Source organism: Sphingopyxis sp. P1IMeth2, assembly GCF_900185685.1.
GTDB classification, from domain to species: domain Bacteria; phylum Pseudomonadota; class Alphaproteobacteria; order Sphingomonadales; family Sphingomonadaceae; genus Sphingopyxis; species Sphingopyxis terrae_A.
In genome coordinates, this window is the sequence record NZ_FYAT01000013.1 from 280,783 (window position 1) to 297,095 (window position 16,313).

Below are 16,313 nucleotides of genomic sequence, written 5' to 3' on the forward strand. Positions count from 1 at the left end.
CAAGACCATGACGGACCCTGCGCTTGCCAATTGCCGCCTGATGGTGGCGACGCCCATCTATGACGGGGCGCAGGGTAGCTATGTCCGCGCGCTGCTCGACCTTGCGTTACGCGCGCAGGCGATCGGCCTGACGGTGCGGTTCGAGTTCATCCTCTACCAGCCGTCGGTGACGCGCGCGCGCGACATGCTCGCCGCGATCTTCGCGGAAAGCGACTGCACCCACATGCTGTTCGTCGATGCCGACATCGACTTCGGCGCCGAGGATGTATTCGCGATGCTGCGCGCGATGGTCGGCCGCGACGATTGCGCGATTCTGGGGGCTGCCTGTCCGCGGCGGATGCTCAACTGGCGCAATGCGGCGCTGGCCGCCAAAGCCGGGCTGGGTGACGCCGATCCGGCGGCGCTCGGGCGCTTTTCGGGGGAGTTTGCGCTGCATTTCCTGCATCCCGACCAATCCTTCGCGCTCACCGATCTGGTCGAACTGACGCGGGTCGGCAGCGGGATGATGATGATCCGCCGCGACGTGTTCGACAGGTTGCGCGCGCGTCATCCCGAACTGGTCTTCCGCACCGATCCCGCCGAGCGCGCCGCGCACGGGATCGGCGAGGAGGCCTATGCCTATTTCCTGCCGATGATCGAACCCGACACGCGGGCGCAGTTGTCGGACGATTATGCCTTTTGCCGCCGCGTGCGCGATGCGGGGCTTCGCATCTGGCTCGCCCCCTGGGTGAAGACCACGCACAGCGGGCCGGCGATCTTTACCGGATCGCTTCCCGATCTGGCCCAGCTTCTTGCCATAAAATCAGCTTCTTCGACGGAGTAGTTCATGCGTTACCTCCCCCTCACGCCCGATGACCGCAGCGCGATGCTCGCGGCGGTCGGCGCTGCCTCGATCGACGATCTGTTCGTCGACGTGCCTGCCGAAGCGCGGCTCGACGGCCCGATCGCCGGCCTTCCCGGTCATGCCAGCGAATTGGCGGTCGAGCGCCATATGGCAGCGCTCGCGCGACAGAATCGCGCCGCCGGCGACGGTCCCTTCTTCCTCGGTGCGGGCGCCTATCGCCACCATGTGCCCGCGAGCGTCGACCATCTGATCCAGCGCGGCGAGTTTCTGACTGCCTACACGCCCTATCAGCCCGAAATCGCGCAGGGCACGCTGCAGATGCTGTTCGAGTTCCAGACGCAGGTCGCGCGTCTTTTCGGCACCGACGTCGCCAATGCGTCCATGTACGACGGCTCGACTGCCTGCTGGGAGGCGATCGTGATGGCGCGGCGCATCACCAAGCGCGGCAAGGCGTTGCTCTCGACCGGCCTCCATCCGCATTATCGCAGCGTCGCGCGGACGATGGCGAAATATACCGGTGACCAGCTTGTCGACGGCGACCCGACGCTTGAAGCCGGTACCGACTGGGCCGCGCTCGCCGCCGCTATCGACAAGGATACAAGCTGCGTCGTCGTTCAATATCCCGATATATTGGGCCGCATCGACGACATGAGCGCGCTCGCTACGGCATGCCAGGCGGCCGGTGCGCTGCTGATCGCGGTCGTTACCGAACCCGTTGCCCTGGGCCTCATCAAGTCGCCGGGCGAGATGGGCGCCGATATCGTGGTGGGCGAGGGGCAGGCGATCGGCGTCGGGCTCCAGTTCGGCGGTCCCTATGTTGGCCTGTTTGCGTGCAAGACGAAATATGTCCGCCAGATGCCGGGGCGGCTGTGCGGAGAGACGGTCGATGCCAATGGCAAGCGCGGCTTCGTTCTGACGCTGTCGACGCGTGAGCAGCATATCCGGCGCGAGAAGGCGACGAGCAATATCTGCACGAATGCAGGGCTTTGCGCGCTGGCCTTCAGCATCCACATGACCTTACTCGGCGAAGCGGGGTTGCGGCAGCTTGCCGGCATCAACCACGGGCGCGCCAGGGTGGCAGCGGCCGAACTGGCGCAAGTACCGGGCGTGTCGGTCGTCAACAGCGGCTTCTTCAACGAATTCACGCTGCGGCTGCCCGTCGACGCGCGCGCGACGGTTCACAAGCTCGCCGAAAAGGGCGTGCTCGGCGGCGTGTCGCTCGGGCGCCTTTATCCTGACAATGACGCGCTGGCGAACGGCCTGGTCGTCGCCGTCACCGAAACCGCGACCGAAGAGGATATCGCCGCCTTTGCCGCGGCGCTGAAGGAGGTGCTGGCATGACCGCGCTCAACCCCGCCGGCTGGCGCCCCGAAATGCACGGCGCTGGTGGTGCCGCCGATACCGCGACATTTACCGGCAACCGCGCGCTGATGCTCGAGGAGCCGTTGATCTTCGAGATCGGCTCGACCGCGACCACCGGCGTCGACTTCGACGAGGCGGCGCCCGCTGCCGATCTCGGCGCGCTGATGCGCCGCGATCCCATCGGCCTGCCGGGGCTCAGCGAGTCCGAAACGGTGCGCCACTATACGCGCCTGTCGCGCCAGAATTATGCGATCGACCTCGGCCTCTTCCCACTTGGCAGCTGCACGATGAAGCATAACCCGCGCCTCAACGAAAAGGTCGCGCGGATGCCGGGCTTTGCCGACGTGCATCCGCTCCAGCCGCAGGAAACGGTGCAGGGCGCGCTTGCGGTCATCAACGAACTCGCGGTGTGGCTGATCGAACTCACCGGCATGTACGGCGTCGCCATGTCGCCCAAGGCGGGCGCGCACGGCGAGCTTTGCGGGATCCTGTGCATCAAGGCGGCGCTCGAAGCGCGCGGCGAGGACCGGCGGGTGCTGCTCGTCCCCGAAAGCGCGCATGGGACCAATCCCGCAACAGCTGCCTTTGCCGGCTTCACGGTCGAGGATATTCCGGCGACCGCGGAGGGGCGCGTCGATCTCGCGGCGCTCAAGGCGCGGCTCGGCCCCGATGTGGCGGGCGTGATGATCACCAACCCCAACACCTGCGGCCTGTTCGAACGCGACATGAAAGCGATTTCGGACGCGGTGCACGCGGTGGGCGGCTATGTCTATTGCGACGGCGCCAACTTCAACGCGATCGTCGGCAAGGTTCGCCCCGGCGACCTTGGCATCGACGCGATGCACATCAACCTGCACAAGACCTTTTCGACCCCGCACGGCGGCGGTGGTCCCGGTTCGGGGCCGGTCGTGCTGTCGAAGGCGCTCGCGCCCTATGGCCCGATCCCCTATTCGGCGCGCTACGCCGACGGGTCTTTCAAGCTGGTCGAGGAAGAAAGCGCGGGCGCCGAGCACCCCGACACCTTCGGTCGCATGACCGCCTTCCACGGCCAGATGGGCATGTTCACCCGCGCGCTGGCCTATATTCTCAGCCACGGGGCCGACGGGCTGAAGCAGGTCGCCGAGGATGCGGTGCTCAACGCAAACTATATCCTGCGCAGCCTGGAGGATGTGCTCGATGCGCCCTTCGCCGCGTCGGGACCATGCATGCACGAGGCGCTGTTCAGCGATCGCGGGCTTGCCGAGGGCTTCTCGACGCTCGACATCGCCAAGGGACTGATCGACGAAGGCTATCACCCGATGACGGTCTATTTCCCGCTCGTCGTCCACGGCGCGATGCTCGTCGAACCCACCGAGACCGAATCGAAGGCGGTGCTCGACCAGTTCGTCGGTGCGCTGCGCAGCATCGCGCTTCGCGCAAAGAACGGCGATCCGGCGCTCAAGTCGGCGCCGCATTTCGCGCCGCGCGCGCGGCTCGACGAGACGCTGGCGGCGCGCAAGCCGGTGCTTCGCTGGGAGGATTGATGCGCGCCGCGGGCGAGGATGAAAGCGGTGCCGCGCCGCGCCGGGGCGGCTGCGGTCTCGCCGCCGCCTTGTCGCTCGTCGTCTTCGCCGCGATCTGGCTGGCCGCGGTAACCGGCTACGGCCTTGTCGCCGAACAATGGGAAATCGTCCGGCCCCGCCGCGCGCTCGCGCACCACTGGGTGTTCGGCTATGCGCCGCTCATCGCGCTGGGTTTCGCGCTGCTCACCGCCTTCGTCGTGATGCGGCGGCGGGCCGCGGCGCGAATGACGCTGCTGATTTTGTCGGCGGGGCTGGTTGCATTGTTCGGCGGAATCATCTTTCTCGGCGTCGGCGGACTGATCTGAAGGGGAAAAGCGATGAGCTGGGATAGCGTTTTCCTGCTGGCCAATTATTGGGCGATCGGTGGCTGGCTGCTTCTCGCCTTCGCGCCGCGCGGGCCGAAAGTGCTGGCGCTGATCCTCTATGCCGGGGTCTTCCTGCTCTGCCTCGCCTATGCCGTGATGCTCGGCGGCTTCCTCTCCGGCACGATCGATGCCGGCGGAACCGGCGGCGGCAATTTCACGACGCTGGCGGGGGTGATGAAATTATTCGACAGTCCCGGCGGCGCGACGCTCGGCTGGACGCATTATCTGGCCTTCGACCTGTTCACGGGCATGTGGATTGCCCGCGATGCCGATGCCAAGGGTTTCAGCCGGATCGTCCAGTTCCCTTTCCTGTTCCTGACGCTGATGGTCGGGCCGGTCGGGCTGCTGGCGTGGCTGATCGTGCGCGAACGTCGCGCGCGGGCGCAGGCAAAGGCGAAGTGAGGCGGTCATGAACGCCGGAACCGCCCCGTCGCCGCTGCTGCATTATCTGATCCCCGCCGGGGTCGTTCTGCTCGTGCTGTTCTTTAGGCTGCGCTCGGTCGGCAAGGCACGGCGGTTGCGGCTCGAACGCCTGTGGATATTGCCGACCTTCTACGCGCTGTTGCTGGGTTTCATTTTCTGGAACGCTCCGCCGCACGGACTGGTGTGGATATGGTGCCTTGTCGCGCTCGCGGTCGGCAGCGGCCTCGGCTGGATGCGCGGCAAGTTGATGCAGGTTGCGGTCGATCCCGACACGCATGAACTCAGCCAGACCGTGTCGCCCGCAGCGTTGCTCTTCTTCGTCGCGCTCATCTTCATCCGGGGTGTGTCGCGCAACATGGCCGAAGGCGTCGCCGGCCACGGACAGGCGGGATTGATGGCCGTTACCGATATCCTGATGGCCTTCGCGCTCGGCTTCATCGTTTTTCAGCGGGTCGAGATCGCGCTGCGCGCCCGGCGCCTGCTCGCGGCAGCGCGTTCGTCGCGGCGATGAAGGGGCCGTGGACGCCTTCGGACGGCGGCGAGGGCGACAAGCGCCATGCCCCCGCAACCTTGCGCAATCGCGACACGATCGCCGCGGTGCTCGGCGACTGGCTCCCCGCGTCGGGCACGGTGCTTGAGGTGGCGAGCGGTTCGGGCGAGCATGCCGTCCATTTCGCCGCCGCCTTCCCGAAGCTTGACTGGCAGGCGAGCGACCCCGACCCAGCCGCGCTCGCCTCGATCGCGGCCTGGAGCGCCGAGGCAAGGCTGCCGAACATCGCCGCGCCGCTGCACCTCGACGCATCGGCGCCGGACTGGCCGCTGGGACATGCCGATGCCCTCTTGTGCATCAACATGGTGCATATCAGCCCGTGGGCGGCGACGCTGGGCTTGTTCGCGGGGGCGGCGCGATTGCTGGGATCGGGCGCCCCTCTGATCCTTTACGGCCCTTATCTCGAAGCCGATGTCGCGACCGCCGACAGCAACCTTGCCTTTGACGAGAGCCTGCGCAGCCGCAATCCCGCCTGGGGGCTGCGCGAAGTGGAGGCGGTCGTCGATGCGGCCGCGCCGCACGGATTTGGCTTAACCGAGCGCCGCACCATGCCGGCGAACAATTTGATGCTGCTGTTCCGCAAACACAGCTGAGTCCGGCGGCGCGCCCAAGCTGTCACTGCTGTCAGGTTGGGCGTTCGGCGCTTTACCTTGGCCGCCGAAGCTTTAGCGTCCTTCTCGATTGCAAATAGCAACGCGATTCGAGGAGAGAGGATCGATGGCTGCCGACGTTTCGGACCTTGTCAGTTTCGACGAATTCATCACCCACTGGGCCGCCGACCGGCCGTCGCGCATTGCGATGCGCGAAGAGGACCGATTGTTCACCTATGCCGAGCTTGAGGAGCGGACGGCGCGCGTGGCAAGCGCGCTGCGCGCCGCGGGGCTCGAGAAGGGCGATCGCATCGCGTGGATCGGCAAGAACAGCGACCTCTATTTCACGCTCTTCTTTGGCGCCGCGCGCGCCGGGATCGTCATGGCGCCGATCGGCTGGCGGCTTTCGCCCGTCGAATGGGCCTATATCATCAACGATACCCGGGCGAAGATCGTCTTCACCGGCCCCGGTTTCGACGCGGTGCCCGATCAGTTGGCGGGCAAGCTCGACCATGCGCCGCGCATCGTCGGCGATACCGAGGCACGCGCGCTGATCGACGCGACGCCGCGCGCGCCCTTCACCCCGTCCGGTCCCGACGATGCCGTGCTGCAACTTTATACCTCGGGGACCACCGGCAGTCCCAAAGGTGCCGTGCTGTCGAACCGCAATTTGTTCGCGTTGCGGAAAAACTCGGCCGACGCCGATCTGGCCTATACGAAATGGGACGATGACGAGGCGGTGCTTGTCGCGATGCCCTGCGCGCATATCGGCGGAACGGGGCTTGGGATCATGGCGCTGGCGGCAGGGCTGCCCGGCATCATCCTCGCCGAATTCAATCCCGACGGGGTTTTCGATGCGGTCGAACAGCATGGCGTGACGCGCTTCTTCATCGTTCCCGCGGCGCTTCAGATGCTGCTGCTCCACCCGCGCTGCGGCACGGTCGATTACAGCCGGCTCAAATATATCCTCTATGGCGCGGCGCCGATCCCGCTCGAACTGCTGCGCCAGTGCATCAAGATGTTCGGGGCGGAATTCATCCAGGCTTATGGGATGACCGAAACGACAGGCACCATCTGCATGCTGCCGCCCGAGGATCATGATCCCGAAGGCAACAAGCGCATGCGGTCGGCGGGCAAGCCGCTGCCCGGCGTGGAGATCAGGATCATCGGCGACGACGGGCAGGATATGCCCGTGGGCGCGGTGGGCGAGGTTGTCACGCGCTCTTCGAACAATATGCTCGGTTACTGGAACCTGCCCGAGGCGACCGCGCGCACGATGACGGGCGACGGCTGGATCCACACCGGCGACGCCGGCTATATGGACGAGGACGGTTATCTCTACATCCACGACCGGGTGAAGGATATGATCATCACCGGCGGCGAGAATGTCTATCCGGCGGAGGTCGAAAGCGCGATCTACGGCCACCCGGCGGTGCAGGAAGTCGCCGTGATCGGCATCCCCGATCTCAAATGGGGTGAAACGGTCAAGGCGGTCGTCGTGCCCAAGCCCGGGACGACGGTGGAAGAGGCCGACATCATTGCCTGGGCGCGCGAGCGCATAGCGCCATTCAAATGTCCGCGCAGCGTCGACGTGATCGAGGCGCTGCCGCGCAACGCCAGCGGCAAGATTCTTCGCAAGGATCTCCGCGCCCCTTATTGGGAAGGCTATGAGCGGATGGTGAATTGACGGCCGATCCGATCCAGAGGCAGGGGCTGGAGGCCTTCCGGCAGGAGGTTCGCGGCTGGATTGCGGCCAATCTGACCGACGATCTGCGCGACGCCGCGGCGCGCGCGACGAGCGTGTTCGTCGACAAGCCGCATGCGATGGCGTGGCAGGCGATCCTGCATCGCCATGGCTGGGCGGCGCCGCACTGGCCGCGCGAATATGGCGGGACCGGCTGGGACGAGACACAGCGGCATATCTTCGATTCCGAACTCGCCGCTGCCGGCGCGCCCAGCCTGTCGCCGATGGGATTGCGCATGGTCGCGCCGTGCATCATGCGCTTCGGCACCCCCGAGCAGAAGGCGCATTATCTGCCGCGTATCCTGTCGGGCGAGGATTTCTGGTGCCAGGGCTATTCCGAACCGCAGGCAGGATCGGATCTTGCCAGCCTGTCGCTCCGCGCCGAGCGCGATGGCGACGATTATGTGCTGACCGGGTCGAAGATCTGGACGACGCACGCCCATTTCGCGAACCGCATGTTCTGCCTGGTGCGCACCAGCCGTGACGGCCGCCCGCAACAGGGCATCACCTTCCTGTTGCTCGACATGACGCTGCCGGGGATCGAGGTGCGGCCGATCCTGACGCTGTCGGGCGACCATGATTTCAACCAGGTCTTTTTCGACAATGTCCGCGTGCCGCAATCGGGGCGGCTCGGCGAAGAGGATCGGGGGTGGGGCGTCGCCAAATATCTGCTCGAGTTCGAACGCTCGGCGGCTTACGCTGCGGGGCTGACCGCGGCGCTCGATCGCCTGCTGGCCGGCGCGGCGGCGCGCGATTTCGGCGAGGGCGGCACCTTGCTTGACGATCCGGCGATCCGGCGGCGTTTCGCACGGCTCTATACCGATGTCCACGCGATCCATGCCGCCGAGCAGCGGATGATGGCGGCAATCGCGCTCGGGCGCAGCCCCGGTCCGGCGTCATCGATGCTGAAGGTGCAGGGAACCGAGGCGCAGCAGCGGATACAGGAACTGGCGGTCGACATCGCCGGTCCCTACGCGGCGCCGCACCAGTTCGCGGCGCGCGCGCCGGGCAGCAATCTGCCCTTCGTCGGACCCGAAGATGATCTCACCGCTTCGGCGCGCTATTTCAACGGTCGCGCCGCGTCGATCTATGGCGGGTCGAACGAGATTCAGCGCAATATCATGGCCAAGCTGATGCTGGGGCTATAGCTGCGGCGCGTCGGTGCGCTGGCGTTCGCGGGCGCGAAGGAAGGCGGGGCGGGCAGTGCAGCGATGCAGCCAGTCGGTCGTCGCTTCGCCCAGCACGTCGGCCGCGCCCAGCGTTGTCGCAAGGAAGGCGGCATAGCCGATCACGATGTCGGCGGCGGTGAAACGGCCGGCGACCAGCCAGTCGCGCCCGTCGGCGAGCGCCGCCTCGATGCTCTTGGTGCGGCCGCCGAAGAAGGCCTTGTAATCGTCGACCGCCTGCGCGAGCCGGCGCTCGGCGGGTTCGACGCGCGTGTAGCGGATCATGACCGCGAGCGGGAAGGTCAGCGTGGCATCGCTGCGGTGCAGCCAGTTGCGATAGTCCCAATAATCCGCTTCGTCGCGGCGCACCTCGAGCGCGCTGTCCTCGACGATGCGTTCGCATATGGCCGCGGATTCGGTCATCACCCGTCCGCCTTCGACCCAGCCCGGCACCGTCATCAGCGGATTGACGGCGCGATATTCGGGCGCAAAGGCGCGCGGCGGAAAGGGCAGGACGCGCAGGTCGACGTCTGCGCCCACCTCTTCGACCGCCCACAGGCAGCGCAGCGAGCGGGCATCGGGGCAATGGTAGAGGATGGGCGGGGTCATGCGGTGATATCCTTCATCCGTTCGATATGCAGGCGATGCTCGCGCCAGGCGATGAACAGCCCGCTCGCGACGATCAGCGGCGCGCCGACCCAGGTCGTCTCCGCAGGCAGGGTGCCAAAGAAGAACCAGCCGCAGGCAATCGACCACAGCAGGCTCGAATAATCCATCGGCGTCACCACCGCGACAGGCGCGAGGCGCAGCGCGCCGGTCAGCGACAATTGCACCACTGCACCGAGCAGGCCGAGCCCGATCAGCAACGCCCATTCGCCGGCGCCATGCGCGGTCATCACGAACGGCAGCGCCAGACCGAGCGGGAGCATCGAGATCAGACTGAACCAGAAGACGATCGTCATCGGACTTTCGGTGCGCGCCAGATCGCGGACCTGGATCGTGATCAGCGCGGTCATCACCGCCCCGCCGAGCGCAATCAGCGTGCCGAGCCCGTGATGGCCGGTGAAGCCCTGCGCGACGAGCGTCGTCGGATTGAGGACGAGCAGGACGCCAAGGAAACCGACCAGCACGGCGCTCCACCGCTGCCACCCCGTTGGCTCGCGGAGGAACAGCGCGGCAAAGATCACCGCGAAGATCGGCACCGACAGGTTGATCGTCGTCGCCTCGGCCATGGGCAAAAAGATCATCCCGCCGAAGTTGAGCGCCATGCCGGTCAGCCCCATCATCGCTCGCCGCGCATGGGTGCCGATCCGGTGGGTGCGATAGATGGCAAGGCCGCCCCGCGTCAGCGCCCAGCCGACGAGCATCGGCAGCACGATCGCCTGCCGCCAGAACAGGCTCTCGACGATATGGATGCCCGCGGCGTCGATCCGCTTCACGAGCACGAACATCAAGGAGAGGCTGAGCATGGCGAGCAGCCGCAGCGCGATGCCGCCCAGATAATGCTGCGGAACCTCGGGGGACGGGGCGGTGCTCATGCGCCGTTTCGCATATCAGCCTGCCGATGCTTTGCAAGCTAGGGTTCCGGCCCGAGCCAAGCGGCGACAACAATGTTGGGATCGATCGTGCAATCCCCTTGCGCGCGGCCCCCCGTTACGGCTAAGGGCGCACTCCGGCCTAGGGGTATAGCTCAGCTGGTAGAGCATCGGTCTCCAAAACCGAGGGTCGCGGGTTCGAATCCTGCTGCCCCTGCCAGGCCGGACCACGGCGGCTCTCGAAGTGTGCGCCGTTCCAGCGAATATTGTATTTGATAGGGGCTTTCGTGCCGTCGCGCTCAAGGCCGCGCCGCATGTGCCAAAGCGCGGTCGAGAAGCGAGCGCTCCGTCAGCGCATCGTCCAGGCGGTCGAGGAGCGGTATCAGATCGCCGGCTTCGGCATTGAGTTCGGCCGCGCTGGCGCCGAGCGCCTGCCAGAGTCCGGCGAGTTCTCTGGTCAGCGCCTCGCCTTTCGGCGTCAGCGCTATCGGACGTCTTCGCGCATCCTTGCCGTCGGTGAGACTGTGGACGAAGCCCTTGGCCTCCAGCGAACGCCGCGCCTGGCTTATCGAGACATGGGTTAGACGTAGCGCCGACGCGATGTCGCCTACGGTCATCGGCCCGTTGCGCATGATCTGATTGAGAATCCCGAACCATCGCTGCTCGAATTCGATGCCGTATGCGGCGTATAGTTGAGCGCTCTCGCGATCGATCCGTTCGGACAGCCGGCGCAGCCTGGCGCCCAGTGCCGCGCCGCCGGCGAGTCGGCTGTAATCGGGTTGTTCGCTCATGAGAGCGCGTTCCCGAGCGTGAACAACTTGCGTGCGATGGCCTTGATCGCGGCTTTGCTGGATGCGGTCGCCGAGCCGTTGGTGAGGATTGCGATCCCGGTCGTCGTCGCGGGATCGAGGTAGACCGCCGTGAAAACGCCGGGATCGCCGCCCCAATGATTGATGCGCGGCGCGCCTTCGCCCTCGGATTCCATCCAGCCGAGCCCTTGACCGGTCAGCCAAACCGGCAGACCTGGCGGCTTTTGCATGTGGAGCATCTCGTCCATCGAGGGTTCGGCGAGCATCCGGTGAGACCCGGTGCGGCCGCGATTTGCCGACGCCGCGACGAAGGGCATGAGGCCCGAGATCGAGGCGCGGAGCATGCCCGCAGGCCAATCGGGAAATCCGACGGGCGCAACAGGGACAAGACGCTGCGCGTCGCTTTCATAGGGCGTGACGCGAAGCGCGGCCGGAACATCGGCGAGGGTCCACGACAGATGATCCATGCCGAGCGGGCTGAACAGCCGGCGCTGCAGATAGGTCCTGAAATCGACGCCGGCGACGCGCGTGCCGATATAGCCGAGCAGGCCATAGCCGACGTTGCAATAGTCATAGGCCCGTCCCGGTGGCGCGCCGGAAAAGCTTCCGGTCGCAGAATAATGTGTTCCGCCGGGAACCAGGTAACTGTGCAGGAAATCGCCGAGTGCGAGCGGCGAATCGCCGCCGTGCGTCCGGAAATCGACCGCATAATAGGTCGCATCCGAGATGCCCGACATGTGCATGAGAAGGTGGCGCGCGGTAATATTTTGCTCGGGCGCTGCCGGAGAAACGACCGCGAAGTCGAGGTAGCGGTTGATCGGCGCGTCGATATCCAGCCGTCCCTCCTCCGCCAGCATCATGATCCCGGTGGCGGTAATCGTTTTCGTCACCGACGCGAGGTGAAACATCGAATCGACGGTGACAGGCCGCCGCATGGCAATGTCGGCATGGCCGCAGGTTCGCGACAGCAGCACTTTGCCCGATCGCGCAAGGCCGACGGCAAGGCCTGTCATCCCGCCGCTGCGCCTCTGGTCCGCAAGGAAGCGGTCGAGGTTCTCGGCGGCGGGGGAGCGCGCGAGCGCTGGTGGCGCGAGCGCAACGGCCGAAAGCGCTCCGGCAAGAAAGGATCGGCGGCCAACCGCCGCATGCATGGACGCCGTCGATGCGGCCGAAGGATCATCGATCATTGGCTATCAATGTAGGCACCTACATATATTGTCAAGACAGGTAATTCGCGCGTCCCTATGCACTCGCCGTCGCATTGCCGCTGCGTCAGGAGCGATCGATCCGTTCCACGATCAGGGCGGCGCCAACCCCCATCGCGCCCGTTACGACCACGAGCCCCAAACGCCCGTCGCACGCATCGAGCGCGTCGAGCAGTGCCGACGTCAGGATCGCGCCGCTGGCGCCCATTGGATGTCCCTTTGCCAGATGCCCCCCGCCGACGTTCACCCGCATCGGATCGACATCATAATCGCGCAGGAATTTGGCGATGGTGACCGCGAAGGCTTCCATGAATTCGATGCGATCCATGGCGTCGATCGTCAGTCCGGTGCGTGCCAATACCTTGTCCATCGCGGCGAAGCCGGCGGTCAGCGACGCGGCCGGATCGCCGCCACATTCGGCAAAGGCGACGACGCGCGCGCGCGGGGCGTCGCCGAGCCCGTCGGTTCCGAGAAGCGCGAGGGCGGTGCCGTCGCAGATCGGCGGCGTGTGGGCGACGCTGTGCAGCGGCGCAAAGCGCACGCCGCCGAGCGCCCCAGCATATTGATCCTGCAGGTCGCCAAAAGCTGGCGGTGTGTCGGCGAGGGTCTCCGCGCTGGTTTGCGGGCGCAGGCATTCCTCGCGCGACAGCGCCCCGGTGTCGATGCGCGAGCGTTGCAGCGCCAGGCTGTCCTCCGCCGCCACCGCGCGCTGCTGTGACAGGAGGGCGACAGCGTCTAGGTCGGCACGCGCAATGTCTTCGGCATGGGCGAGCCGGTCGGCGCCGAGAACCGGCGGAACGAAGCGAGCATGCGGCGGCAACTCGGCGTTGGTGTAGAAGCTCGCCCGGTCGCCCAGAAAGGGCGCGCTGCTCATCGATTCGACGCCGCCGGCGAGGATCGAATTCATCTCGCCGCTCGCCACCTTCGCAATCGCCTGGCCGATGGCCGAAAGGCCCGATGCGCAGTAATTGTTGATGCTGTGTGCGATGGTTTCGTGCGGCAGACCGGCGTGGAGTTTGGCGACCAGCGCGATGTGGCCGCCCTGCGTGCCGCTCTGCGTTACGCAGCCGAGCAGCAGCGCGTCGGGCGCGGCCGCCGCATCGCCGCATCGCGCGCGCAGCGCGATGATCTGCTGGCGAACCAGTTCCTGCGGGCTGAGCTTTGCAAGGCCGCCGTCCGGCCGCGCTTTGCCGCGCGGTGTCCGCACCGCGTCGTAGATATAGACGTCGGTCAAATCAGGTGCCGACGACGAAGCTGACTGCGGTCGTGGCACTGCCGCCGACGTTGAAGGTCGCGAAATTGCGCGCGCCTTCGACCTGATAGTCGCCGGCATTGCCCGTTACCTGCCGCCAGCCGTCGAGCAGCATCCGCACGCCCGTCGCGCCGACCGGATGGCCGAGCCCGATCAGCCCGCCCGACGGATTGACCGGCAGCTTGCCGCCGAGCGCAATCGTCCCGTCCTCGACCGCGCGCCAGCTTTCGCCTGGCTTGGTGATGCCGAAATGATCGATCGCCATATATTCGGTTATCGAGAAGCAATCATGCACCTCGACCCCGTCGCAGGCATAGATATCGGGCATCTCGGCGCGGCGCAGCGCGTCCATCATCGCCTTGCGCACGCTGGGGAAGACATAGTCGCCGCCGCGACTGTCGGCGACCTTGGTCGAATAGAGCAGGGGGGCGGTGGCGTGGCCCCAGCCCTTGATGCGCGGGATGCTTTCGAGCGGGATGCCGCGGCGCTTCGCATAAGCCTCGGCAACCTCGCGCGAGGCGAGGAAGATGGCGGCAGCGCCGTCGGTCACCTGTCCGCAGTCGGATTTGCGCAGGCTTCCTTCGATCAGCGGATTGACCTCGTCATTCTCGCCGAGATGATCGTCGGTCACCGCCCAGCCGCGCGTCTGCGAGTTGGGGTTCTTCTTGGCATTGGCGAAGTTATTCGCCGAAATGGCGCGCAGATGCGCGCGATCGAGCCCGAAACGCTCGTCATATTCCTCGGCGACGCGCGCGAACATGTACGGCCACAGGTAACGCGCCTCCTGCGCCTCGCGCCCGGCCCAGGCGGCGACGCCGAGATATTCGGCGGCGCGCTGGCCGGGCACATTGCGCATCAGTTCGATGCCGAGCACGAGCGCGAGGCCATAGCGCTCGGCCTCGATCTCGGCCGCTGCGGCGAGGATCGCAATGCTGCCCGAGGCGCAGGCGGCCTCGTGGCGCGAGGCGGGGATGCCCGCAAGGTCGGGGTGGACATGGCCGAAGAAGCCGCCGAGCTGGCCTTGGCCCGCGAACAGTTCGCCGACGAAATTGCCGACGTGCGCGGTTTCGACCTCGCGGGGTTCGATACCGGTCGCGGCGAATGCGGCCTCTGCAACGTCGCGGAACAGCTCGAACAACCCGCCGCCTTCGCGTTCGAAATTGCGTGCAAAGTCGGTTTGCGCGCCGCCGAGGATGAAGACATCTTTCGCCATGTCAGGCTTCCTTTTCGAGAGTGGCGAGCGCCATTTCGCGCACTTCGCTACGCATCACCTTGTTCGTGACGTTGCGCGGCAAGGCGTCGAAGCGGAACAGCCGTTCGGGCAGTTTGAACACCGCGAGATCCTTTTCGCGGAGATAGTCGGTTACGTGGGACAGCCCCACATCCACGCCGCCGCGCGGGACATAGGCGAGCCCGATCCGCTCGCCCATCTTCGCGCAAGGCAGCGAGAAGGAGCAGGCCTCGGCCAGCAAGGGATGGCCGCCCAAGAGTTGGTCGATCTCCTCGGGCGAGATGTTCACGCCGCCGCGGATGATCAGATCCTTGCAGCGCCCGACGAAGCGGTAGAAATCGCCGCCTTCGGCAATTTCGAACAGGTCGCCGGTGCGGAACCAGCCGTCGGCTGTGAAGGCTTCGGCGGTGCGCTCGGGCACGTTGTGGTAGCCTTCGAACAAGGTCGGTCCGCGGATTTGAAGTTCGCCCGAGATGCCGTCCGCCTCGATCGGATCGCCGCCGCCGGGCGGGACGAGGCGGCTTTCGATATTGGGCGCGCGGCCCTCGCCATAGGGGCGCCGATAAGTGCCGCGGCGCGGGAACAGGCTCGCGCGCTTGTCGGGATCGGGCATGTCGCCCTCGCCGGTGATGAAGCTCATCCCCTCGTTCGACCCGAAGACGTTGACGATGACGATGCCGAGCTTTTCCTGAAAGCCGCGCACCATCGCGGGCGCTAGCGGTGCCGAACCCGAGGCGATGACGCGCAGGCTGGAGAGATCGACGCTCGCCAGCAAAGCCTCATTCTGCAGCAGCATATTGAGCACGGCGGGCGGGGCGATCGTCAGGCTCGGCCGTTCGGTCGCGATCTGCTGCAAATAGACGCCGGGATCGAAGGGATGATGCAGCACCATCGTGCCCGCGCTGGTCAGCCAGCACATGGTGATGCCGCCGATGCTCGCCATATTGATGAGCGGGAAGGGGTTGAGCAGGACATCGCCCGGCCCGACCTTCATCGCCTCGTATCCTGCCCCTGCGACCGCGATCCAGTGGTTATGGCTGCGCGGGACGCCCTTGGGCACGCCGGTGGTTCCCGAGGTCCAGCAGATGGTGAAGATGTCGTCGGCATCGACCGGGTTGGCGGCGACATGGGCTGCAAGAGCCTCGGCGTCGCCGCTGGCGGTCGACAGGTCGATCGCGCCGACGGGCGCCTTGGGGCCGAAGGTCATCAGCCGGATACCATCCAGCAGCGGCGCTGCTACGCCGACATGATCGCAACCCTTCATTTGCGTCGCGCAGACGAAGGCTTTGGGTTCGACCACGCCGATCATGCCTTTCAGCTCATGGCTGCGATATTGCACCGCCGCCGGGCTGACGATCGCGCCGATCTTCGCCGCCGCAAAATAGAGCGCGACGAACTCGCTGATGTTCGGAAGCTGGACGAGCAGTACATCATCCTTGCCGATCCCCGCCGCGACGAGCGCGCCCGCGAGCCGATCGATCTCCGCCGTCAGCTCGGCATAGGTCAACCGCTGCGGATCGCCGAAAGCGAAGCCGCCGCGATTGGGGGCATCGACCAGTGCGAGCCGGTCCGGATGGGCGGCCGCATTGGCTGCGAACAGATCGTCGAAGGTGCGATCGCCCCACCAGCCACTTTCGCGGTAGCGCCGCCTTTTATCCTCTCCCGCGACGATCAT

The 16,313-nt window shown here is 66.2% G+C and carries 16 protein-coding genes and 1 tRNA gene; 10 read left to right on the top strand and 7 right to left on the bottom strand.

The window, feature by feature from the left end; translation table 11 throughout:
• Positions 1-7 precede the first annotated feature (7 nt).
• The 9 genes from P1IM2_RS12740 (at position 8) to P1IM2_RS12780 (ending at position 8,588) form a co-directional block, all read left to right on the top strand.
• Positions 8-823, top strand: a complete 816-nt coding sequence (locus P1IM2_RS12740; RefSeq protein WP_062900551.1) for a glycosyltransferase family 2 protein — start codon at positions 8-10, stop codon at positions 821-823.
• A gap of 3 nt (positions 824-826) precedes the next feature.
• The gene (gene gcvPA / locus P1IM2_RS12745; RefSeq protein ID WP_186402680.1) at positions 827-2,185 is read left to right on the top strand and encodes an aminomethyl-transferring glycine dehydrogenase subunit GcvPA; all 1,359 of its coding nucleotides are present in this window, start codon (positions 827-829) and stop codon (positions 2,183-2,185) included.
• Positions 2,182-3,729 (top strand): aminomethyl-transferring glycine dehydrogenase subunit GcvPB, encoded by a 1,548-nt coding sequence (gene gcvPB, locus P1IM2_RS12750; RefSeq protein ID WP_186402681.1) that lies wholly within the window; start codon positions 2,182-2,184, stop codon positions 3,727-3,729. The genes gcvPA and gcvPB overlap by 4 nt, the downstream gene beginning before the upstream one ends.
• Positions 3,729-4,073, top strand: a complete 345-nt coding sequence (locus tag P1IM2_RS12755; protein ID WP_062900548.1) for a hypothetical protein — start codon at positions 3,729-3,731, stop codon at positions 4,071-4,073. The genes gcvPB and P1IM2_RS12755 overlap by 1 nt, the downstream gene beginning before the upstream one ends.
• Before the next feature lie 12 nt (positions 4,074-4,085).
• A complete protein-coding gene (locus P1IM2_RS12760; RefSeq protein ID WP_058812652.1) occupies positions 4,086-4,535 on the top strand; it encodes an ABA4-like family protein in 450 nt (149 codons plus the stop codon).
• Between the two features lie 7 nt (positions 4,536-4,542).
• Positions 4,543-5,067: a CcdC protein domain-containing protein gene (locus tag P1IM2_RS12765; protein WP_062900546.1), complete on the top strand. Its 525-nt coding sequence runs from the start codon at positions 4,543-4,545 to the stop codon at positions 5,065-5,067.
• Positions 5,064-5,699: a DUF938 domain-containing protein gene (locus tag P1IM2_RS12770; RefSeq protein ID WP_186402682.1), complete on the top strand. Its 636-nt coding sequence runs from the start codon at positions 5,064-5,066 to the stop codon at positions 5,697-5,699. Before P1IM2_RS12765 ends, P1IM2_RS12770 begins: the two co-directional genes overlap by 4 nt.
• 124 nt (positions 5,700-5,823) lie before the next feature.
• Positions 5,824-7,383, top strand: coding sequence for a fatty acid--CoA ligase (locus P1IM2_RS12775; RefSeq protein WP_186402683.1), 1,560 nt, complete (start codon positions 5,824-5,826; stop codon positions 7,381-7,383).
• On the top strand, positions 7,380-8,588 hold the full coding sequence (locus P1IM2_RS12780; RefSeq protein WP_186402684.1) for an acyl-CoA dehydrogenase family protein: 1,209 nt from the start codon (positions 7,380-7,382) through the stop codon (positions 8,586-8,588). Before P1IM2_RS12775 ends, P1IM2_RS12780 begins: the two co-directional genes overlap by 4 nt.
• On the opposite strand, the gene P1IM2_RS12785 is transcribed toward P1IM2_RS12780, so the two are convergent.
• Both P1IM2_RS12785 and P1IM2_RS12790 read right to left on the bottom strand, forming a co-directional pair.
• Entirely contained in the window at positions 8,583-9,215 is a 633-nt protein-coding gene (locus P1IM2_RS12785) for a glutathione S-transferase family protein (RefSeq protein ID WP_186402685.1), read from the bottom strand. The genes P1IM2_RS12780 and P1IM2_RS12785 overlap by 6 nt on opposite strands.
• The gene (locus P1IM2_RS12790; RefSeq protein WP_062900541.1) at positions 9,212-10,144 is read right to left on the bottom strand and encodes a DMT family transporter; all 933 of its coding nucleotides are present in this window, start codon (positions 10,142-10,144) and stop codon (positions 9,212-9,214) included. The genes P1IM2_RS12785 and P1IM2_RS12790 overlap by 4 nt, the downstream gene beginning before the upstream one ends.
• 141 nt (positions 10,145-10,285) lie before the next feature.
• On the opposite strand from P1IM2_RS12790, the gene P1IM2_RS12795 reads away from it, so the two are divergent.
• Positions 10,286-10,361: transfer RNA gene (locus P1IM2_RS12795), tRNA-Trp, on the top strand.
• A gap of 79 nt (positions 10,362-10,440) precedes the next feature.
• Here the strand turns inward: P1IM2_RS12795 and P1IM2_RS12800 are convergent.
• The 5 genes from P1IM2_RS12800 to P1IM2_RS12820 form a co-directional block, all read right to left on the bottom strand.
• Entirely contained in the window at positions 10,441-10,932 is a 492-nt protein-coding gene (locus tag P1IM2_RS12800; protein WP_186402686.1) for a MarR family winged helix-turn-helix transcriptional regulator, read from the bottom strand.
• Complete coding sequence (locus P1IM2_RS12805) at positions 10,929-12,137, bottom strand: serine hydrolase domain-containing protein (protein WP_062900539.1); 1,209 nt, start codon at positions 12,135-12,137, stop codon at positions 10,929-10,931. The genes P1IM2_RS12800 and P1IM2_RS12805 overlap by 4 nt, the downstream gene beginning before the upstream one ends.
• An 85-nt stretch (positions 12,138-12,222) precedes the next feature.
• Positions 12,223-13,389: an acetyl-CoA C-acyltransferase gene (locus tag P1IM2_RS12810; protein ID WP_062900538.1), complete on the bottom strand. Its 1,167-nt coding sequence runs from the start codon at positions 13,387-13,389 to the stop codon at positions 12,223-12,225.
• A gap of 1 nt (position 13,390) precedes the next feature.
• Positions 13,391-14,620: an acetyl-CoA acetyltransferase gene (locus P1IM2_RS12815; protein WP_186402687.1), complete on the bottom strand. Its 1,230-nt coding sequence runs from the start codon at positions 14,618-14,620 to the stop codon at positions 13,391-13,393.
• A gap of 1 nt (position 14,621) precedes the next feature.
• Positions 14,622-16,313: a class I adenylate-forming enzyme family protein gene (locus P1IM2_RS12820; RefSeq protein ID WP_186402688.1), complete on the bottom strand. Its 1,692-nt coding sequence runs from the start codon at positions 16,311-16,313 to the stop codon at positions 14,622-14,624.